The 22,307-nt window shown below is 47.9% G+C and carries 16 protein-coding genes; 5 read left to right on the top strand and 11 right to left on the bottom strand.

All coding sequences use genetic code 11. The annotated features are described in order from the left end of the window. Positions 1–106: 106 nt before the first annotated feature. Positions 107–607, top strand: a complete 501-nt coding sequence (locus BV455_RS18235) for a GNAT family N-acetyltransferase (protein WP_061579223.1) — start codon at positions 107–109, stop codon at positions 605–607. On the opposite strand, the gene BV455_RS18230 is transcribed toward BV455_RS18235, so the two are convergent. Beyond that, positions 596–1,159 (bottom strand): hypothetical protein, encoded by a 564-nt coding sequence (locus tag BV455_RS18230; RefSeq protein ID WP_061579224.1) that lies wholly within the window; start codon positions 1,157–1,159, stop codon positions 596–598. The two genes, BV455_RS18235 and BV455_RS18230, sit on opposite strands and share 12 nt — an antisense overlap. A 45-nt stretch (positions 1,160–1,204) precedes the next feature. After that, complete coding sequence (locus BV455_RS18225; RefSeq protein WP_017434185.1) at positions 1,205–1,666, bottom strand: helix-turn-helix transcriptional regulator; 462 nt, start codon at positions 1,664–1,666, stop codon at positions 1,205–1,207. Positions 1,667–1,826: 160 nt separating this feature from the next. Between BV455_RS18225 and BV455_RS18220 the strand changes: the two genes are divergently transcribed. Next, entirely contained in the window at positions 1,827–2,264 is a 438-nt protein-coding gene (locus BV455_RS18220) for a GNAT family N-acetyltransferase (protein WP_017434186.1), read from the top strand. Positions 2,265–2,462: 198 nt separating this feature from the next. Here the strand turns inward: BV455_RS18220 and BV455_RS18215 are convergent, their stop codons facing one another. Beyond that, positions 2,463–4,613: a DNA topoisomerase III gene (locus tag BV455_RS18215; RefSeq protein ID WP_081160253.1), complete on the bottom strand. Its 2,151-nt coding sequence runs from the start codon at positions 4,611–4,613 to the stop codon at positions 2,463–2,465. A 30-nt stretch (positions 4,614–4,643) separates the two neighbouring features. Beyond that, the gene (locus BV455_RS18210) at positions 4,644–5,534 is read right to left on the bottom strand and encodes an aldo/keto reductase (RefSeq protein ID WP_042407883.1); all 891 of its coding nucleotides are present in this window, start codon (positions 5,532–5,534) and stop codon (positions 4,644–4,646) included. A 134-nt stretch (positions 5,535–5,668) separates the two neighbouring features. Here BV455_RS18210 and pepF point away from each other — a divergent pair, with 134 nt between their 5' ends. Further along, positions 5,669–7,525 carry an oligoendopeptidase F gene (pepF, locus tag BV455_RS18205; RefSeq protein WP_042408038.1) on the top strand — a complete coding sequence of 619 codons (1,857 nt, stop codon included), beginning with the start codon at positions 5,669–5,671 and terminating at the stop codon, positions 7,523–7,525. 87 nt (positions 7,526–7,612) lie between these two features. Here the strand turns inward: pepF and BV455_RS18200 are convergent, their stop codons facing one another. The 7 genes from BV455_RS18200 to BV455_RS18170 all read right to left on the bottom strand — a co-directional run bounded on the left by BV455_RS18200 (position 7,613) and on the right by BV455_RS18170 (position 16,973). Beyond that, positions 7,613–8,059 (bottom strand): hypothetical protein, encoded by a 447-nt coding sequence (locus BV455_RS18200; RefSeq protein WP_218687524.1) that lies wholly within the window; start codon positions 8,057–8,059, stop codon positions 7,613–7,615. 227 nt (positions 8,060–8,286) lie between these two features. After that, the gene (locus tag BV455_RS18195) at positions 8,287–9,756 is read right to left on the bottom strand and encodes a nicotinate phosphoribosyltransferase (RefSeq protein ID WP_042407877.1); all 1,470 of its coding nucleotides are present in this window, start codon (positions 9,754–9,756) and stop codon (positions 8,287–8,289) included. 309 nt (positions 9,757–10,065) lie between these two features. Continuing rightward, complete coding sequence (yidC, locus tag BV455_RS18190) at positions 10,066–10,821, bottom strand: membrane protein insertase YidC (RefSeq protein WP_042407874.1); 756 nt, start codon at positions 10,819–10,821, stop codon at positions 10,066–10,068. Positions 10,822–10,850: 29 nt separating this feature from the next. Next, on the bottom strand, positions 10,851–11,126 hold the full coding sequence (locus BV455_RS18185) for a hypothetical protein (protein ID WP_042407871.1): 276 nt from the start codon (positions 11,124–11,126) through the stop codon (positions 10,851–10,853). Positions 11,127–11,223: 97 nt separating this feature from the next. Further along, positions 11,224–15,417, bottom strand: coding sequence for a bacteriocin-processing peptidase family protein (locus BV455_RS18180; protein WP_218687523.1), 4,194 nt, complete (start codon positions 15,415–15,417; stop codon positions 11,224–11,226). Positions 15,418–15,632: 215 nt separating this feature from the next. After that, complete coding sequence (locus BV455_RS18175; RefSeq protein WP_042407865.1) at positions 15,633–16,388, bottom strand: alpha/beta hydrolase; 756 nt, start codon at positions 16,386–16,388, stop codon at positions 15,633–15,635. Between the two features lie 78 nt (positions 16,389–16,466). After that, complete coding sequence (locus tag BV455_RS18170) at positions 16,467–16,973, bottom strand: metal-dependent hydrolase (RefSeq protein WP_017434198.1); 507 nt, start codon at positions 16,971–16,973, stop codon at positions 16,467–16,469. Positions 16,974–17,155: 182 nt separating this feature from the next. Here BV455_RS18170 and BV455_RS18165 point away from each other — a divergent pair, with 182 nt between their 5' ends. After that, positions 17,156–20,839: a nitrate reductase subunit alpha gene (locus tag BV455_RS18165; protein ID WP_042407861.1), complete on the top strand. Its 3,684-nt coding sequence runs from the start codon at positions 17,156–17,158 to the stop codon at positions 20,837–20,839. Further along, positions 20,829–22,301, top strand: coding sequence for a nitrate reductase subunit beta (gene narH / locus BV455_RS18160; RefSeq protein WP_042407858.1), 1,473 nt, complete (start codon positions 20,829–20,831; stop codon positions 22,299–22,301). The genes BV455_RS18165 and narH overlap by 11 nt, the downstream gene beginning before the upstream one ends. Positions 22,302–22,307 lie beyond the last annotated feature (6 nt).

Here is a 22,307-nt window from a genome sequence, read left to right as displayed (position 1 = left end):
ACACCTCTGCATACCCGTTTTTTGTTCATTGACAAAATATCTTTTTTTTCGTATTATTAGTAAAATTATCTTCCTCTACAATCCAAGGTTGATAGGGAGGATCATCATGTGGAACATTCGTCCGGCCACGCCAAACGATGCGGAAGGGATTTTATTCCATACAAAAACGATATTAGAAACAAGTCCATTTATGCTGACGACTCCAGATGAATTTATGATGACAGTCGAACGCCAGCGGCAATGGATTATTGATCAGCAACAATCAGGAAACTTGATTTTAGTAGCGGAAGAAAACAGGAAAATTATCGGTTTACTGAACACGCAGAGGGGAAAGAAACAACGGCTTCGTCACATCGTCTCATTCGGCATCAGCCTTCAAGAAGCGTACTGCAATCAAGGCATTGGTTCTCAGCTTATTCAGCATATGATCGAGTGGGCCAAAAAGGAAGGGATTGAAAAAATCACCTTGAACGTCATGGCCTCGAACGAGCGAGCCATTCATGTATATAAAAAATTTGGATTTCAACAAGAAGGCTATCTCCGCCGCCAACTAAAATTGGAAGACGGCACCTATGTGGACGATATCATCATGTCCTTATTTCTGTAGGCGTGTTTGGACAACATAGAGAATTACGACAAAACCAATCACGCAAATGACGATCATATAAGGTAAGAAAGGATTTAATCTATCTTCCTTCAACTCTTCCGCCGCCACGTGCTGCGTCGGCGGTGTTCCTTTTCCAAACGCTTCGATGTCAAGCTTGGCGAGCGACAACGGTTTTGTCAGCGAGCAAATTCCTGTGACCCAATCCGTATCGTCATACGCATAAACGAGATACTCTTTTCCGGCTTCAAACGGATACCCGCAAGCTGCCTCGCTGAAGCCAGTGTACACGACAACATGTGTTTCGTTTACCCCTTTCCACGTGCGATCGACCGAAAAAATAACCGCATGTTGCGAAACCCGCTCTCCGATTTCCGGTTCTTTCCGCGTTGTTTCATAAATACGAACGACCTTCCCGGAAAACACCGCATCACTTTTCGTAAACTCTTCCGACGGAGAACGAGGTGGAACGCACGAACACGCATATGTCCGCGCTCCCCCATACAGGCAAAAAAGGACAGCAATACCAAGCAGCCACCACCAGCATCGTTTCATTAAACCACCCTTTTTCTTCATTAGTCGCAGCCAAAGGGCAGTTGGTTACAATTCGGCACCTTTAGCGAGTTCCTCCAGCCGCTTTAACGCTTCCTCCTTATCGAAAGAACTGTACCAGCGATCATTGTGCACATCTAAAATACGGTAATGCTTGCTAATGAGGTTTTGCTGGAGGCGAAACGGCCCCATCCGCTTAATTTCTCTCCACCATACTTTTCCGCCGAGCGTCTTTCCTTTCGGTACATCGATTTCTTCATGGGCGATCGTTTCAATCACTTCAAGCGGGCTATCGCCAAGCACCGATTCGATAATTTCGCTATCACGGAATAGCGCGCATAACGCGACGACTTGCGTCCAGCTTGCCTGTATCCGCCCTTTTTCAATTTGCACGAGCGTTTTTTTTGAAATCCCCAGCACTTCCGCCATCTTATCTTGTGTATACCCTTTTTCGTCGCGAATTAACTTCATTTTGCTGGAGAGAAGATCGATTACTTCTTGTTTATCCATTATTCTCCCTTCTTTTGTTTACATAATATAATTACTGTTACTTTAATATTTCCTTTGCAAAAGTAATCGTACAATTTTTGGCTTTATTCGTAAATATCCTAATTGCCATTTTCTCGTTTTATCAATTATAATGGCAAAAAATACGAAGGGGGAAACGAACTTGCTGCAAATCGTACAATACAAAAACGGACCGTTCTTGCTTTCCACCGATCCAGCGCTTGTGCAAATCGACCGCGTCTGTGAATTTCTCGCCCGCTCCTATTGGGCGAATACGAGAGACCGCGCGACGATTATAAAGTCGCTCGAACATTCCTTATGCTTTTCCTTGTTCCACGAACAGATGCAAATCGGATTAGCGCGGGTCATTACCGACGGAGCAACCTTTGCCTATTTGTGCGATGTCTTTATTGATGAGGAATTTCGAGGGCAAGGGCTTGGGAAATGGCTCGTGGAATGTGTGTTGCAGCATCCTGATATCGCTGCGGTAAGACGCATTTTATTAGTGACGAAAGATGCGCATGGCTTGTATCGGCAGTTTGGATTTCAGCCGCCAATGCAGCCCGAGCGGCTAATGGAAAAAATCAACCCGCAGGCATGAAGCGATCGTATAAATTCTACGGCATGAGCGCCACTGGCTCATGCCGTAATCTTTTCATTTTTGATAGTGCGGTTGCTTATTGAAAGAAAATGCTAAGCATTGGAAACCGGACTCACGTTTCCAATATAAGCAAACGAGAAGCTGGTCATATGATCGCACCTTCTTTATAAAGAAGGAGGTGCATGATAAGGGGAAAGGTTATTTTTTTACAAACGAAATCTTTTTCTCCTTGTCGTCCCACACCAAAACGGCGTCGAACGTTTTCTCTCCTTTTTTAAATCCTTTAATGACGTTCGTTTTCCCATGCTGCAAAAGCTTTTTCACATTCGCTTGCGAAATCGTTTTGCCGAGAATTTTTTTCGAAATCGTAAACGGGCACTTCGTCTTGGCATAATTGGCGCAGCCGTAAAAGGTCCCTTTGTCAATGACCGTGCCGCCGCATAGCTTGCAGGTGCCAACAGGCTTTCCAAGCGTCGCTTTCGATTTTGTCCGTTGAATGGATTCGATATCAAGTCCAGCAAAGTTCCATGCTTCCGACATTTCAACGGCGTCTTGAATAATTTTTGCAGACAGCCTTTTTACTTGCTCCATAAAATGCGCCGCTGACGCCTTTCCTTCGCCAATCTCGCTTAAGCGCTGTTCCCATTTCGCCGTCATTTCCGGAGAAGCCAAAATTTTATCTCCAATCGCTTCGATAAGCACTTTCGCTTTGTCGGTCGCATACACTTGGTTTTTCTTTACTTCAATATAATTTCGCTCTTTCAGCGTCGTAATGATGGCCGCGCGCGTCGCTTCCGTGCCGAGACCTTCCGTTTTGGCAAGCACTTTTTCCAGCTCCTCGTTATCTAAAAATTTCCCCGCTGTTTTCATCAGGGTAATCAGCTGACCTTCCGTATACCGTTTCGGCGGCTGGGTCTTTCCTTCTTTTATACGAACGTTCAGCACATCGCCTTGTTCGCCTTCACGGAGCGAAGGAAGAATCGTCACATCATCCTCTTCGCGCTGACCGATGACCTTTCGCCATCCTTCCTGAATTTGCTGCTTGCCTTTTGAAATAAAGCGGGCGCGTCCATCGACAAGCGTCGTGACGGTCGTATAGTCAAACACAGCCGCTTCATAATGCGCGGCAATGAGACGGCGCACGACCAAGTCGTAAATTTTCCGCTCATCCGCCGATAACTTCGCCGGATCGACCACTTGCTCCGTCGGGATGATTGCATAGTGGTCAGTTACCTTTTTTTCATTGACATAACGTTTATTATGTAAAATTGACGCGTTTGGCAGCGGAAAAAACGGCTGATACTCCGGAAACGCCCGTAACTTTTGCAAAATGTCCGGGAACGTTTCCGCCTCTCCCCTGGTCACATAGTTCGAATCGGAACGCGGATACGACACGATACCTTTTTGATACAAATTTTGCAAAATATCGAGCGTCTTTTTCGGGGAAAATTGGTACACCTTGTTCGCCGTTGCCTGCAAGGAGGACAAATTGAATAATAGCGGCGGAAGAAACGTTTTTCGCTCCGTTTTTACTTCATTCACTTCTGCCGGCTTGTTTCGGCAAAACTGGGCGATTTTTTGCGCCAGCTGCTCCTCCTTGATCCGCGTTTCTCCTTCTTCGTTTGTCCATTTCCCTTCGTACTGCCTGCCATCAACGGAAAACGTCGCCACCACTTCCCAAAACGGCTCAGGACGAAACTGTTCAATTTCTTTTTCCCGTTTCACGATGAATGCGAGTGTTGGCGTTTGGACTCTTCCAACCGAAAAAACATCATTCATCCCTTTTTGCTTTAGCAAAATGCTGTAAACGCGCGAGGCGTTCATCCCGACAAGCCAATCGGCACACGCGCGAGCGTACGCTTCTTCATATAAATTTCTTGTTTCTGCTTCATCTAACAGCTGGCGGAATCCTTCATAAATCGCTTTTGGCGTCAATGACGAAAGCCAAAGCCGCTTCATCGGCTTTTTCACGCCGCTCATATGAATAATGTTGCGGACAATCAGCTCCCCTTCTCTACCGGCGTCACCAGCATGGATAATTTCCGTCACTTCCGGTTTGCGAAGCAGTTCTTTTACAATCGCAAACTGTTTTGCTTTCGCTTTTTCTACCTCATATTGAAAACGCTCCGGAATGATCGGCAGCGTCTCGAGCTTCCATTGTTTCCATTCCGGACGATACCGTTCAGGCGGCACGAGCTGGAAAAGATGCCCGACCGCCCACGTCATATACGCTCCTTTTGGAAACAATTCATTCGGATAAATTTCGATATAGCCTTGTTGTTTTTTGTTTTTAAAAATGGACGCGAGCGTCGCGCCTTGGTCTGGTTTTTCGGCAATAATCACTTTCATTGTAGACTTCTCCTTGTTGTTCGTTGCGGATTATGGCACTTCATGACCGACCGAGCTTTGCAAAATTTCAAACCATTGCTCGCGGCGAAGCGGCAGCGCAAGCGCACGCACCGCACGAATAATGCGCTCTTTTTTGCCGGAACCGACAATCGGCATCATTCGCGCCGGATGCACAAGCAGCCATGCGTATAGTACTTCGTCGATCGTTTCGGCGCCAAGTTCATCTCTAATTTGTTCGAGCGTCGCGCGCAGGCGTACCGCTTTGTCGTCCGTTGCGGTAAATATTTTTCCGCCCGCAAGCGGAGACCACACCATCGGCGGGATCCGCTTTTCCAAACATAAATCGACCGTACCGTCTTCGATATTTTCTAAGCGATAGGCGGACACTTCAATCTGGTTGGTTACAAGCGGAAAATCTAAATACGACTGCAGCATGTTAAACTGTGAACGTTTAAAGTTGGACACGCCAAAATGGCACACTTTTCCTTCTTTTTTCAGCTGGGTGAACGCCTCCGCCACTTCTTCCGGATTCATAAATGGATCCGGACGGTGAATAAGCAGCACATCGATGTAATCGGTGCGGAAATTTTTTAACGATTGGTGGACGGACGCGATAATATGCTCCTTACTCGTATCATAATGCTTCAAACCGTATTTCGATGCGAGCTTAATCCCACATTTTGTAACAATCTCGATTTGACCGCGCAAGCTTGGCTTTAACGCCAGCGCTTCGCCAAACAACGCTTCACACGTATAATTCCCGTAAATATCCGCATGATCAAACGTCGTAATCCCTTGTTCGAGACAAAATTCAATGAAACTTAATATCTCCTCTCTCGAATAGTTCCAATCCGCTAATCTCCATAATCCGTGAATGATGCGGGAAAATGTTAAATCTTCTGCTAAACGAATTCGTTCCACTACTCGTCCTCCTCTTCTTTTTCGCACTCCTATACATTCCACATCGATTTCCCTATTCCTTTTCATTCGAGTAATCTGTTTCTTTTTGCGCATACTACGTAACAGCGGAAAAACAGGAAAGGAATGGGAAGATGATGAAAAAACAGCTATATGTATGGCTAATGATCGTACTGCTGCTTGTGCCATGGCGCGCCTACGCCGCACAAACAAAATATCAATGGAATCTTGCCGACATTTACACGTCGGAAGCTGATTTCGAACGCGACTATCAAGCAGTCGTCGATGCGCTGCCGAAACTGTCCGCCTATGAAGGAAAGCTTCAGAGCGCGACCAATGTCGCCAAACTATTTGCCCTTAATGAAAGGATAGCACGAAAACTGGAAAAATTGTCGCTTTACGCTCATTTAAAACAAGATTTAAATATTGAAGACGAGACCGCGGCACGGCTAAAAGCAAAAGTGGAGACACTTACTTCCGACTATGCGGCTAAAACGGCGTTTATCGAGCCGGAACTGCTGTCGCTTTCCGAGCAGACGCTTGCCAAGCTGCAAAAAAGCAAGCCGCTTAAGCCATACCGCTATTATTTTGAAGAATTGCGCGAACGGAAAAAGCATACTCTTTCCAAACGAGAAGAACAGCTGCTCGCCAAGCTCTCTCCAATCATGAGCGATCCGGAAAACATTTATAACAATGCCGCGCGCGGCGATTATGAACCGCCTTCCGTCCGCACGCCGGACGGCAAAACGGTTTCGCTGACGGATGAAAACTATACAAAAGCGCTTGAACACCCGGATCGCGACTACCGCAAGCGGGCGTTTCAAACCCGTTTTCAAAGCTACGAATCGATCGAAAACACATCCGCCGCCACCTTATACGCTTCTGTGAAAGCGGACGAACTGTCCGCGAAAGCGCGAAAATATAAATCCGGCCTCGATGCAGCACTGTCGGCCGATGATGTGCCAAAACAAGTGTTTACGAATCTCATTTCTACGGTCAATAATCATTTGCCGTTACTCCACCGCTATGTCGAACTGCGCAAAAAAGCGCTCGGCGTCGACCGCGTCCACAGTTACGATATGTATGTGCCGCTCGTCGATGAAACCGTCGCGAAAAACATGAAGTTCCCGATCGAAACGGCGCAGACGCTCCTCCTTGAAGGTCTGAAACCGCTTGGGGACGACTACATCAAAAAGGTGCGGCAAGCTTTCGAACAACGCTGGCTTGACGCATATCCGCGCCCGAAAAAATATACGGGCGGCTATAATACGGGCGCGTATGACACTCATCCGTTTATTTTGCTCAACTACGACGAGTCGCTGGATGGCGTGCTGACGATCGCCCACGAAATCGGTCATGCGATGAATTCCGTCTATACAAACAAAACGCAGCCTTACCATTATTCCGGGCAATCGATTTTTACCGCCGAAGTCGCCTCAACCGCCAACGAATGGCTGATGATGGATTATTTCCTAAAGCAAGCAAAAACGGATGAAGAGAAGCTGTATTTACTCAACCAGCAAATCGAGCAAATTCGCGGCACCTTATACACGCAAGTGATGTACTCTGAATTCGAACAAGCGATTCACGACAAAGTACGGCAAGGCGGGAGCTTAACCGCAGCCGAGCTGAACGAGCTTTGGCTTCGTTTATTAAAAAAATATTACGGCCCTGCTTACGCCGCCGATCCGGAAGCCGCGCGGGGCTGGCTGCGCATCCCCCATTTTTATGACGCATTTTACGTCTATAAATACGCCACTTCCCTCGCCGCCTCCTTTGAGCTTGTCAAGCAAATGAAAGCGGATAAAACCGGAGAGGCGACGAAACGCTATTTGCAGTTTTTAAGCGCCGGCACATCCGACGACCCGATCCGCCTGTTGCAAAAAGCAGGAGTGGATATGACATCGCCGAAGCCGCTTGAGAACCTGCTTTCTTATTTCGATTCGCTCGTTCGCGAAATGGAACAGCTGTTAAAAAAGCAAGGAAGACTGTAACTAGAAATGGCGCTGGCTCCAAAAGGTAGCTTTGCGAGCCAGCGCTTTTTGATTCATGATGTTTAAACGACAATCGACAAACAATATTTATTTTACTTTAATATGGAAAACATAGTTCCCGTCTCCTTGCTTCCAATTCACCATAAGATGATAAACATATACCCCACTTTCACTTGGCGCGGTAATTTTTTTGTTCTTTACCTTTATATTTTTTGCCTTTCCTTCATTAATCCACTGTTCTACAGCTAGAGAAACTGGTTCTTTTTCAAAATCTATTTCTATTTCTGAATGAGGCTCGACCTCAACCGGTTCGTGTACGTCTCCTATTTTCCATGGCGGCGCATAAGCCCAATCGACACATTTTGCCGAGAAAAATGTTTTCCAGCAGTAAGAACCTCGGGTAACCGGAATTTTTTTGCCTGCCGCCGATATGTCTAATGCAGGAGGCTTGGAGCTGGCAGTCACAAAAAAGTATGCCCCTAAACTGCATAAACCGGCGATCATCCATATGGCAAAAAATTTTTTCATGGCCACCGTTCCCTCTTTATTCCTTTTATTTATTAGACGACATACAAAAATAAATGTTACTATGGTAAATCCATCCCTTCCGACTAATCTTTATCTGATCCATCGCCGCCTCCCTTCATCACACTATTTTGGTCTACCTGTAACAAATACTTTGGAAATATCCGGAAAAACAAAAAAAGATCACCGCATGTGGATCTGCGATGACCTTTTTTAGCGCTAAAACCGACAATCTCTCAATATTCTCCCAGCTTTTCAATCTTCTCTTTCACTTTCCGAATGTTTTCCATTTTGTTATCCCAACAGGCCTGGCTTAAATCGACGGGATATTGCTCGGGATTCATCGTCCGTTTATACTCATCCCAAAACAACCGCAAATTTTCTTTCACGAAATCTTGAATCTCCTTTAATGGCGGAGACGTGTACACGAGCTTGCCATTGTCAAAAATCGTTTCATGTAAATCCCTTGCCTCAAAATTGGTGACAAATTTGCTGATAAACGTATAAACAGGATGAAACATTTTGAGCCGCTCTTCTTGTTGCGGATTTTCACTTTCTAGCGCAATATAGTCGCCTTCCGCTTTTTTATTGATTTTATTCACAATGCGGTAGACCCGTTTCAGTCCAGGAGTAGTGACTTTTTCCGGGTTGCCGCTGATTTTGATCGTATCGACCATATTTCCGTGTTCATCTTCAATGGCGACTAATTTATAAACAGCGCCCAACGCCGGCTGGTCGTACGCGGTAATTAATTTCGTGCCGATTCCCCAGACGTCAATTTTTGCGCCTTGTGATTTTAAATTGAGGATCGTTTCTTCATCTAAGTCGTTGGAAGCGAAAATTTTCGCATTCGTAAATCCAGCTTCATCGAGCATTTTTCTCGCTTCTTTTGACAAATAGGCGAGATCGCCGCTGTCGATCCGTATGCCAATAAAGTTGATTTGATCGCCCAGCTCTTTGGCGACGCGAATCGCATTTGGCACCCCTGACTTCAATGTATCGTACGTGTCAACAAGAAAGACACAATCTTTATGGCGGCGCGCATATTTATGGAACGCGGTATATTCATCCTGATAAGCCTGTACCATTGCGTGCGCGTGCGTGCCGACAACCGGGATGCCGAAAAGTTTTCCTGCCCGTACGTTCGATGTCGCTTCAAACCCCCCAATGTAAGCGGCGCGCGCCCCCCACAACGCGGCATCCATCTCGTGCGCCCGGCGGCTGCCGAACTCCATCGCCGGCTCATCGCCGAGAATGTGTTTAATACGGGACGCTTTTGTCGCGATTAACGTTTGAAAGTTAATAATGTTTAAAATCGCCGTTTCCACGAGCTGCGCTTCGGCAAGCGGCGCTTCAATGCGCAAAATCGGCTCATTGCCGAAAACGATTTCCCCTTCCCTCATCGAGCGCAGTGTGCCGGTAAAACGAACCGTTTGCAAATAATCTAAAAAATCATCCCGATATCCCAGTTCCGACCGCAAATAGTCAATATCGCTTTCGGAAAACCGGAATTGCTGCAGAAATTGAATGACCCGTTCCAAGCCGGCAAATACCGCGTATCCGTTTCCAAACGGCAGCTTGCGGAAAAACACTTCAAACACTGCCTTGCGGTTATGAATGCCGTCTTCCCAATACGTTTCCACCATATTGATTTGATATAAGTCCGTATGAAGGGTAAAACTGTCATCTGCATATTTTTCGTTCATTGTGCTACCTCCAAAATACGAATCGGTTTGACACAAAAAAGAACGTCCATCGTCTATTCTATCATTTTTATTCTATTATTCCACCACTTCCGCACCTAATGTATGTTTAAAATGGCCAAGCGCTCATTCATGCCCGGCCCGAATAATCAATGATTAGCGCTTTTTTCATCGGTCACTCCCCCAATATTCGAATTTAACATTGATTATATATTATTGTAAATTACAAAAAAAATAAAAAATTAATAACGAGCCTCGCGGTGTCTTATCAAAAAATAACCCCGCTTTCCGTTGCTGGAAAGCGGGGAATTGTCATGCCTGTCCGTTTTCTGCGGCTTTGACCGCTTTGAGTTGCGTGCGCAAAATCAATGATTGAATGATCGAGAAGCAGCCGCCGACAACCCAGTAAAGCGACAGGGCGGACGGAACAGAGCTTGCCCCGATAAAAATCATGACCGGCATGATATATGACATCATCGCCAGTTGCGGCATTTGTTCTTCCGTCATCGACGGTGACAGACGGAGCGAGATGAACGTCGTCAGCGCCGACAAGACAGGCAAAATAAAGTACGGATCGCGATGGCCAAGCTGCACCCATAAAAACGAATGGAGCTTAATTTCTTGGGTGCGCGAAATCGCGTAATAAAGCGACATAAAAATCGGCATTTGAATCAGCACCGGCAGGCAGCCGCTCGCAGGATGGACGCCGTGCTTTTGATACAATTGCATCATTTCCTGCTGGAGCTTGCGCTGTGTTTCGATGTCGGTACCTTTATATTTCTCTTGGAGCTTTTTCAGTTCCGGGCGAAGCTTTTGCATGGCAATCGTCGTTTTAAACTGCTTTAAGATGAGCGGCAGCAGGCAAAAACGAACGATTAACGTCAGTACAATGATGGCGATCCCATAGTTATTTCCAAACAGCTGCCCAATCGTCAAAAGCAATTTCGACATTGGATAGACAAAATAATGATCCCAAATTCCTTGGCTATGTTCATTAATCGGCGCGTTGCGGTTGCAGCCGCTTAATAAAACAACCGTTCCGAATAATGCAAAAATCCACTTTCTCATAAGAGACCTCCTTGTTGTTCTATAGTCAATCAGGCCAGAAATAAGCGAGGTCTCCTTCCTTCTTCATCGGTTTGATGTGAACGTTCGCGCACAGGAACTTTCCGTCTTTTCCTTATAAAAACGCGGCAGAGCGGGACAATAGCGCCAGCAACGCATCTTTCATCTTTTCTTTCCGCTACATGTGCAAGCGTAACGTCATATAAAAAAGCTTTCGTTTTGCGGTATTCGCCGATATAGCATTTCATGACAACAAGCAGTGCGCCAACAAGCGACACATATGCCAGCAAATCAAAGGGGGCTTCCATTCTCCCACCTCTTTTCTATTCAAGAAAAACATTTCCTTACATAACATAGCAAACTTAGCGAAAAAAGAAAAGAAAAAGATTCACGAAACCAGCGCCGTTATTTCTCCGCCAACAGCCGAAACAGCGGCGCCAACGCTGGTTCTTCGTTAGCCAGTTCGGCAAAGTCTCCTGTTTCATCTTCATCAAGAACATGCGCCAGTTCGCACTTGGCTTCCTCGATTCGCCCGAGCTTGGCTAAATAGCACGCCCGTTGATAACGAGCGGATAAGTCCTCTTTGGCAAATTGAATCCATTCATCGACAACGGAAAGCGCCTTTTCCGTCTGCCCCGCTTCGTCATACGCACGCGCCAATTCTAGGCTCACCTCTGCATCATGCGGATGATGGGAAAGCCCGTTTGCAAGTACGGCAATTGCTTCATCATAGCGCTGTTTTGCCATATACATCGTTCCTAACGTCAAAATACTGCGAAGTAAGAGTGGCTCTATTTCGATTAAAAAACGAAGCAGATTTTCTGCTTCCTCTTCCCGTCCATTGTCAAGGAGCAGGAACGCCTTTAACTCCAGCATAGTCAGGTCATTTGGCTGTTCGGCGAGGAGACGATCGATCCACTCGCCTGCTTCTTTTTGCAGTTTACTACTCTCCGAGTGGGCCAACAACATGGCAAGCTCACGGGCGACACTGGCATTCCACTCATATGTTAGCGCCTTGCGCAGCGTTTTGATCGCATCATCCATCAATTCCGCCGCTTTGTAAAACTCAGCAAGTCGCTCATACGCTTCTATATTGCTGCGGTCCAAACGAATCGCCGTTTCGTATAAATCTAAAACAGCGGAAACAACAGCCATTTCTTTCGTCCATGCTTTCGCTTTTGTCCATAGCCGTTTGGCAAAGGAGTCATCTGTCCCAGCCCACGTTATGTCCATCATATATGGGGAAAGAGCGGAAGCGGCGTGCATGTATACGATGCTTTTCTTTTGATGGTCAAGCTTCCATTTGCCGAGCCGCTCGCGCAGTTTTCCTATTCCTCTTATTGTATACGAAAATATTTGAATATAAGTTTCATACAAGGCTTCGTTACGGACATCCTGCTCAATCAGCCGCTCAAGGATGGCGATCGCTTCGCGTAACTTACCTTCCTTGACAAGCACTTTCGCATAATGGTGGAGTACTTCCGGATGATCAGGATGGAGGTGAAGCGCGTGTTCGACTACCTCTTTTTCTTTGGCACCGTCCCCCATTGCTCCATATACGTAGCCGAGACTGTTATAATACCAAATATCGCCTGCTTGCTTCCGAACCGCTTCGATCGTGTCTACTAATGTGGCGGGATCGTCAAACAGCCACACTACATTTTCGACATGAACTTGAAGCGGATCGCACTCGAACGCTTTTTGCAGATGGAAACGCTGCTTATCAATGTTTTCTTCTATTTCATAAAGAACCGCTAAGCGAAGGTGAGCCACCGCAAACGTATCATCGACCTCGAGACACGCTTCATAGTACCATTTCGCCTCGTCGAATCTTTCAAGCGCCCGATACGTTTCGGCCAAACGATAGAGCGGAAACGTGCTTTTTTGCACCTTGATCGCCCGTTCGTATAAATTGATCGCTTTCGAAAACATGCCGCTTTGCTCATAAAGCACGCCGAGATAACAAAGCGCGATTATATCGTTCGGACGTTCGTTGATAAGTTGCTCGAGAAAAGCCATTCCGCGACCGACAAGAGAATGGTCGGTCAGTTGTTCGATATAAAACTCGTACGCTTCCGCCACATCAAATTGCGCAAGGCGCAATCCTTCTTCAAGAAAGGCAAGCGCGGTCCCTTTTTCTTCCGTTTCTATGGCTAGCTCATTGGCCAGGAGCATTTTTCCAGCATTTAATAGATATTCGCTGTTTTGGGCAAATAATAGCTTCTTGTCCAACAGATACTGTTTTGCTTCATCGCGATGCCCCCGTTGCATCATCACGTATGCAAGACCGAGATGAGCAAAGACTTCTTTTTCCTCTTGTTGCAGTGCTTTTTGGTAATGCACTTCCGCCTTTTCTGCTTCGTCTCGTTCCATATACCAGTCGCCAAGGCGAACGTGCAACGCAGGGGCGCTTCCGGCCTTTGCCGCTCCTTCCAACAAAATAGCTTTGGCTTTTTGCCAATCCCCTAACTCGTTTTCATATAAATCCGCTAACGCCAAATATGGATACGGCTCTGCTTCATCGAGCACTTTAGCAACAAGAAAGCCGCGTTCCGCTTTGCGTATCTTTCCCAGCCTTTCATCACAGCGCGCCCGTTCATACCACAAATGGGCATCGCTTTTATGGCGGCGCAGCAATTGGTCAAAAAAGGCGCGGGCCTCCTGAATTTGTTTGGCCTGGAATAACATGATGCCATGATTCGTGCCAATAAACGGATCGTCAGGGTGTAACGTTAAAGCGATTTGTGACAGTTCCAAGCCTTTCTTTTCTTTTCCTCCGTATGCAGTACTAAGGGCCATATAGCTCCAGACGTCGGGCTGGTCGGGATCGAGCTGGAGCGAAGCACGAAAATGACGGCTTGCATCTTCGTACCGGCTTTCGTAAAACGCGATCCGTCCCCGCAAATAGTGATAAAGCGGACTATGGGCTTTTCCTTTCACCCGCGCCAGCACCGCTTCGGCCCGTTCGATTTCTTTTCCGTACACGTACGCTTTCGCCGCCGCAAGCAGCAAATCATTAATATCGCCGTATTTAGCAAGCACCCGCTCTGTATAGTCGAGAAGCAGCTCTTTCGCTTCTTCTGTGCCAAAATGCTTCACAACATACAGCCATGTGTACGGGATGTGTTCATGCTTGCGCAAAAACGCGAGAAACGGCGCCATATACGCTTGATCATCTTCATCCATTTTTTCGGCGAAGGCATGAAGCTGACGGAAATATTGATCTTCCGATTCCGGCAGCAACACGGCAATCGCTTCTTTTTCCCGGGGAATCGCAGCAATCGACAAATAATGTGTCCCTGCATACCATTTTTCGACTTCGTCATAAGCAACCACAAACGGCTCGAGCATGTTTGGGTCTTGTACGTAAAACGCCCTGAGGCACTCATCGTAACCGAACAATACTTGCACATGCGAAGATTGTTCGTAATCGACGCTTAAGAGCACGGGAATTCCGGCATCGATCAACCGTTTCCACCGCTCCACGGAACCGATGAAAAAGCGGCATAAAAAGCCGAGCGTTTCCAAATAATGTACAGTCGTCGACAATTTTGAACCGCGAACATCGAAAATATGCTCGGCCACTTCATCTTGTGTACGCTCCTTGCCTAACAGCCGCAGCATCATTTCCAAACTCGCAGGCACACAATAATTATGTTTTTGCACGACAGGCACAAGCGGCAAGATCACTTGCGGCAGGGAAGCGCGTTCGCTTGCGCGCGCGTATGGCGTAGATGCCAATGATTTCTCTGTTTGAACAAGCGCCGCTAGTTCATCGAACTTGCCAAGCTTGTAATAGATTTGCGCACGCATATGGGCAAAATAGCGGCGGTGGGTATGAAACGGAGTGAGGCGGTCGACCTCCTCCATCGCTTCGAGCGCCGCTTCGTACTCATGCAAGTCGCGCAACCGGCGCGCTTTTTCCACATATAACGCCGGCACTTGCGAAAACCGTTTGATGCCGCATTCAATGATTTCCAGTGCTTTCCGCTGGCAGCCATTTAGCGCGTATAAGTCGGCCAAAAGCAAATGGCACATATCGCCGCGCTCCGGCTCATCCAATCCTTTCCGCAATATTTCTTCGGCTTTGTCGCGGTCGCCCGCTTCCATATAAAAGTATCCCCATTTATCGTACATCGGAATAGTTTCATATCGTTCCACTATGCCCATCCACTGCTGTGCTTCTTCGATCCGGCGCATTTCCAAAAGAGTGCGCACGAGTGTGAATGCGGCGCGCGCGATATGTTCCGGCTTTTCCTTTCCGTTCGCGATCGCTTCTTCCAAGCGCGGCCGCAGCGCTTCCTCGACATCCAGCGGCCGTCGTTCTTCGAGCCACTCATCACATACCCACGTCAGCGTCTGCAGCGTCGAAAAACGACGGTGGGCGTAGCGCGCCAACAGCGCGCTATGGCGGTACATTAACGCATAATCAAACAAGCGGATCAGATGATGAAACGAGTCCGCTGTTTGCCAAGCCCGCAACGGCACTCTCCAGCAAAACGGACGCCCGTTTGCTTGCTGAAGCATCGGCTTTATTTCCTCTAATGCTTCGATAATGCGTTTTTCTTTTATATAGGTCGCGATTCGCTCTATATTCATGTACGAAGCTCCTTTTCTTTCTCCCATTTCCTATACTATAACTGTACAAGCCGCCCCAACAGATGATGCCAACTTTTTATTCCTAGTGTAAAATGAATCGCAAAGAAGTGCTATAAGTTTTTAGAAAAAACGGATGGGAAATAAATCCTATCTTTTCTTTCTAACAAAAAAGATTTGCCCGCCATCATCTGCGGCAAATCTTTTTTGCGAAAAAACTATTTGTTCGCATGCGCGGCAAAAAAGCGCAGCGATAAATCGATAATCGTTGGCTGGTCATAGTCCAGCGTCGCGACATGGTAGCTGTTTTTCAAGGATACAAGCTCTTTTTCCGCCGAACTGATTTTCTCCAAAATAAGCCGTGAGTTATCGGGCGGAACAACATGGTCTTCTTCGGAAACGAGAATTAATGCAGGACAAGTAATTTTATGAAGGTCGGCTCTTACCTTTTCCATCAACTTAACAATTTGTAGAAGCGAAGCGACCGGTGTTTTTTCATACGCCAGTTCTTTCACTTCCGGGTTTTTGATATCCGAGCCGATCGCATCCAAGTAGCGCGGCAGCTCAGCACGACGAGCGGCGCCGTCGGCCATAACCGGTATGTCGATGGCGGCATTAATCGGAACGATGCCTTGAATGTCAGGATAGGTCTCGGCCATATACAAGGTGAGCGTCCCACCCATCGATAATCCCGTCACAAAAATAATGTCACACCGCTCTTTCAGCCATTGGTACCCCTCTTCAACGGAATCAATCCAATCTTCGTATGTCGTCTGTTCCATATCTTCATAATGCGTTCCATGTCCTTTCAGGCGCGGGCCACAGACGGTATAGCCCGCCTTGGCGTACGCTTCGCCTAGCGGACGCATGCTTTGCGTCGTGCCAGTGAAGCCGTGAGAAACCAAAATGCCCGCTCGGCTTCCTTCAAAATAAAACGGCTCCGCCTCTGGCAGTACAGGATACTTCTCTTTCATCGCCTCTCCCCCGCTTTAGAAAATGCACTTCCTTTTATCATTTATAATTCGCTGCAGGGCAGACTTTTTCCTTTTTTCTCATCGAAATAAAGCAAGCGAACGCCACCATTCAAAAAACAGCTGTTCTTTTGCGCCGATATAGACAAGCAAGGCAAACGCCGCGTAAAAAAGCGATTTTTCGACGAGATTGCCTGTGCGATAGATGGGGATTTTAAACCGCTTTGCGGTGAACGGCCAAAAGAGAGGCACGCCTTGAACAGAGAAAAAGTCTTCGAGAATATGAAACAAATAGCCGAGCACAAAGCCAGACGCAAATAACGAAGACGACTCCCAAGAAATAACGAGGGCAATAATCCCCCATACAACAAGCGAATGGGTCATGCCGCGATGGCCAAACGCTTCTTTTACTTTATTGGACATCCCCATTGAGCGGCGCCCGACGTATGACTTCGGTTCATCAATGTCGGGAAGCAAGCTGCCGATGACGACTCCCGCCGTATAGCTTGCTGTAAACGAAAGCGATGTGTGCGCGGCGGCCGCCGCCCCCAGGCATAATGACGTAACAATATGGCTATGGTATCGCATGTAACCTCCTCATTATGTAAAACTTTTTTCTCTATATTATAACACAAGAAAGGAATGTTTGTTCGTTTTTCGCCACCGTTTGACAAATTTGTGACAATCGCGTCAACTGTGACGAAGTTAACATCCCTTTATTTCCATTATGACTATAGTAAAATTACACACATTGATAAGGAGTGAAAAAAATGAAACAAAAACGATCACCGTTATGGAACCGTTTCAAATATATGAAACCGATCGAGCGATATGCAAATGAGCATAGTGAAGCAACCTACGGCGACCGCGCTTGGGAAAACGCGTACCGCCGTCGCTGGCAGCACGATAAAGTCGTTCGTTCGACCCACGGTGTCAACTGCACAGGTTCATGCAGCTGGAACATCTACGTCAAAGACGGCATCGTTACCTGGGAAGGACAACAGCTCGATTATCCATCGACCGGGCCGGATATGCCGGATTTTGAACCGCGTGGCTGTCCCCGCGGCGCGAGCTTCTCTTGGTACATTTACAGCCCGCTGCGTGTTAAATACCCATATGTGCGCGGCGTGTTAATCGATATGTGGAGAGAAGCGCTGCAAACGCACAAAAATCCGCTCGATGCTTGGAAAAGCATCGTGGAAAATCCTGAAAAGGCAAAGCGCTACAAACAGGCGCGCGGAAAAGGCGGATTTGTCCGCGTCAGCTGGGATGAAGCATTAACGCTTGTCGCTGCTTCCTTATTATATACCGTCATCAAATACGGTCCGGACCGCAATGTCGGCTTTTCGCCGATTCCGGCGATGTCGATGATCAGCTATGCCTCTGGGGCTCGCTTTATGCAGCTGATGGGCGGGCCGATGCTTAGCTTTTACGACTGGTATGCTGATTTGCCGCCGGCCTCGCCGCAAATTTGGGGCGACCAGACCGACGTTCCCGAATCGAGCGATTGGTATAACTCCGGCTACATCATTACATGGGGTTCGAACGTGCCGCTGACCCGAACGCCGGACGCTCACTTTTTAGCGGAAGTCCGCTATCGCGGCACAAAAGTCGTTTCCGTCAGCCCGGATTACGCCGAATCAACGAAATTTGCCGACGACTGGCTCAGCGTGAAACAAGGAACGGACGGCGCACTCGCGATGGCAATGGGACATGTCATTTTAAAAGAATATTACGTCGATCAGCAAGTTCCTTACTTCCAGCAATATGCGAAAATGTACACCGATTTTCCGTTCGTCGTCACTTTGAAAAAAGATGGCGACAAATGGGTGGCCGGCCGCTTCTTGCAGGCAAAAGATCTCGGCCGCAACGTCATCAACGCCGAATGGAAGCCGGTCGTTTACGATGAAAACAAAAAAACATTTGCGATTCCGCATGGAACGATCGGATCGCGCTGGGATGATCAAGGAAAATGGAATTTGCATATGGTCGATGAGGAAACAGAACAGCCGATTGAACCGCGTCTATCTTTTTTAGGCATTGAAGACGAGCTTGTCACGGTTCATATTCCTTACTTCTCTGATGAAGGGGGCAAAACGATCGAACGCGTTGTCCCAGCGAAAAAAGCGCAAACCGAAGATGGCGAAACATATGTCACAACCGTCTATGACCTTGTTCTTGCCAATTACGGTGTTGACCGTGGCATTGGCGGAAACGTTGCCCGGACATATGACGACCTCGTTCCATTCACGCCGGCATGGCAAGAAGCGATTACGGGTGTGAAACGGGAGCTTGTCATTAAAATCGCGCGCGAGTTTGCGCAAAACGCGATCGACACAAACGGACGCTCGATGATTATTGTCGGCGCTGGCATTAATCATTGGTTTAACTCTGATACGATTTACCGCGCCGTATTAAACCTCGTCTTATTTGTCGGCGCGCAAGGCGTCAACGGTGGCGGCTGGGCGCACTACGTCGGACAAGAAAAACTGCGGCCGGTGGAAGGGTGGCAAACGATCGCGATGGCACGCGATTGGACGATGCCGCCGAAATTGCAAAACGGCACATCGTTCTTCTACTTTGCGACCGATCAATGGCGATATGAAGAAATGCCAGTCGATGAACTTGTTTCTCCGCTCGTGAAAAAAGCGCGCTATTCCCATTACGCGGATTATAACGTTCTCGCCGCCCGGCTTGGCTGGCTTCCGTCTTACCCGACGTTTAACAAGAACGGCATTGACCTTTACAAAGAAGCTATCGCCAATGGAAAAACGACTCCGGAACAAATTGGACATTACGTGGCCGAACAGCTCAAAACGAAGCAATTGCAATTTGCGATCGAAGACCCGGACAATGAAGTAAACTTTCCACGAAACTTAATCGTCTGGCGCGCGAACTTAATTTCAAGCTCCGGTAAAGGCCATGAATATTTCTTAAAACACTTGCTCGGTACGACGCACGGTTTGTTAAACGATGATGAGGACAGCCTGCGGCCGCAAGAAATTACTTGGCGCGACGAGGCGCCGGAAGGCAAACTCGACTTGTTAGTGAACCTTGATTTCCGCATGGCGGGAACGGCGCTTTACTCCGATGTTGTTCTTCCGGCGGCGACATGGTACGAAAAACACGATTTAAGCAGTACGGATATGCATCCGTTCGTGCATCCGTTCAATCCGGCGATTTCTGCGCCATGGGAAGCGCGCTCGGATTGGGATATTTTCAAATCGTTAGCGAAAGCCGTCTCCGATGTCGCCAAACAAATCGGCATGAAGCCGATCAAAGAAGTCGTCGCCACCCCGCTCTTGCACGATACAGCACAAGAACTGACGCAGCCGTTTGGCAAAGTGAAAGACTGGAGCAAAGGCGAGTGCGAACCGATTCCAGGAAAAACGATGCCGAACATTCATGTCGTCGAGCGCGATTATACGCTCATTTATGACAAAATGATTTCCCTTGGACCGAACGTGGCCAAGCAGCCAATGGGCACAAAAGGCATCGCCTGGTCAGCCAAAGACGAATACGAAAAATTGAAAAAGACGCTAGGAACGATCAAACATGCGTCGATCGCCGCCGGCTGCCCGGATATCAGCAGTGCGAAAAACGCGGCCGAAGCCATTCTCACGTTATCATCGACAACGAACGGAAAAGTGGCGGTGAAAGCATGGGAAGCGCTCGAGAAAAAGACGAATTTGCGGCTCGCCGATTTAGCGAAAGAACGCGAGGAAGAATGTTTTACGTTTGAACAAATTACGGCGCAGCCGAAAACAGTGATTACCTCTCCGGCATTCAGCGGCTCGGAAAAAGGCGGCCGTCGCTATTCGCCGTTTACAACCAACGTCGAGCGGCTCATTCCTTGGCGCACTTTGACAGGTCGGCAGTCGTTCTATCTCGACCATGAGCTTATGCACGAATTTGGCGAAACGATGGCTACCTTTAAGCCGATGTTGCAGCACCGCCCGTTCTCGAAAAAGCGTCCGGAAGCAAAAGGAAAAGAAATCATTTTGAATTATTTAACGCCGCATAACAAATGGTCGATTCACAGCATGTATTTCGATTCGTTGCCAATGCTCACCCTTTTCCGCGGCGGCCCGACCGTCTGGATCAACAAAGATGATGCCCAAGAAGCCGGCATTCGCGATAACGATTGGATTGAATGCTTCAACCGCAACGGCGTCGTCGTTGCCCGCGCCGTTGTTTCCTACCGTCTGCCGCGCGGAATGGCGTTTATGCATCACGCGCAAGACCGCCACATTAACGTGCCAGGCACGAAGCTGACGAACAACCGCGGCGGCACACACAACAGCCCGACGCGCATTCATGTGAAACCGACGCATATGATCGGCGGGTATGCGCAGTTAAGCTACGGCTTTAACTATTACGGCCCAACGGGAAATCAACGCGACTTGTACGTCATTATCCGCAAATTAGAGGAGGTCGATTGGCTTGAAGATTAAAGCGCAAGTCGGCATGGTGATGAACTTGGATAAATGCATCGGCTGCCATACGTGCAGCGTCACTTGTAAAAACACATGGACAAACCGTCCCGGAGCGGAATACATGTACTTCAATAACGTCGAGACAAAACCGGGAATCGGTTATCCGAAACAATGGGAAGACCAAGACAAATATAAAGGCGGCTGGGAGCTCAAAAACGGCGAGCTCCAGCTCAAATCCGGCTCGAAAGCAACCCGTCTGCTTAACTTGTTTTACAACCCGTACCAGCCAACGATTGATGATTATTACGAACCGTGGAATTACGATTACGAAACATTGACCACTAGCCCCGAAAAACGCCATCAGCCGGTCGCCCGCCCGAAATCGGCCATTACCGGCGAATTCATGGAACTGTCATGGGGGCCAAACTGGGAGGACGACCTTGCCGGCGCCCATATTACCGGGTTGAGAGATCCAAACGTTGTCAAAATGGAGCAGTCGATTCAAGCGGAGTTCGAAAACGTCTTTATGATGTACTTGCCGCGCATTTGCGAGCATTGCATCAATCCATCGTGCGTCTCGAGCTGCCCTTCGGGAGCGATGTATAAACGCGACGAGGACGGCATCGTCCTCGTCGACCAAAACGCCTGCCGCGCCTGGCGTTATTGCGTAACAAGCTGTCCATATAAAAAAGTATATTTCAACTGGCAAACAAATAAAGCGGAAAAATGCACGCTCTGCTTCCCGCGCATTGAAGCAGGCATGCCGACGATCTGTGCGGAAACGTGTGTCGGCCGCATTCGTTACATCGGCGTCATGCTTTACGATGCCGACAAAGTGAAGGAAGCGGCGAGCGTAGAAGACGAAAAAGAGCTGTACCATGCCCAGCTTGGCATTTTCCTCGACCCGCACCATCCGGAAGTAATCGCAAAAGCCAGAGAAGAAGGCATTCCGGATGAATGGATCGAAGCGGCGCAGCGTTCGCCGATTTATAAAATGATTGTCGACTGGAAAATCGCGCTTCCGCTTCATCCGGAATACCGGACATTGCCAATGGTATGGTACATTCCGCCATTAAGCCCGATTATGAACATGTTTGAAGGAAAAGGAAGCAAAGCGAATGCAGAAGACATTTTCCCGGCGATTGACGAAATGCGCATCCCGATCGAATATTTGGCGAACTTACTGACAGCCGGCGACGAAACACACATCCGTATTACGTTGAAAAAAATGGCGGCAATGCGCTCCTATATGCGCGCAAAACAAACGAACAAACAGCCGGATGTCCGCATCATTGAAGAACTTGGGCTAAGCGAGCAAGATATCGAAGACATGTATCGTTTGCTCGCCATCGCAAAATACAATGACCGCTTTGTCATTCCTGCCTCCCACCGCGAAGAAGTCGCGGAACTATACGCCGAACAAGGAAGCTGCGGATTGGCGTTTGCCGGCGGTCCTGGCGCCTGCGGCACGCTTTCTTAATGGAGG

The sequence above is a fragment of the Parageobacillus caldoxylosilyticus genome, from assembly GCF_019272935.1.
GTDB lineage: Bacteria > Bacillota > Bacilli > Bacillales > Anoxybacillaceae > Saccharococcus > Saccharococcus caldoxylosilyticus.
The sequence above is the reverse complement of the archived record's forward strand: the minus strand, read 5'-3'. Positions and strand labels throughout refer to the sequence as shown.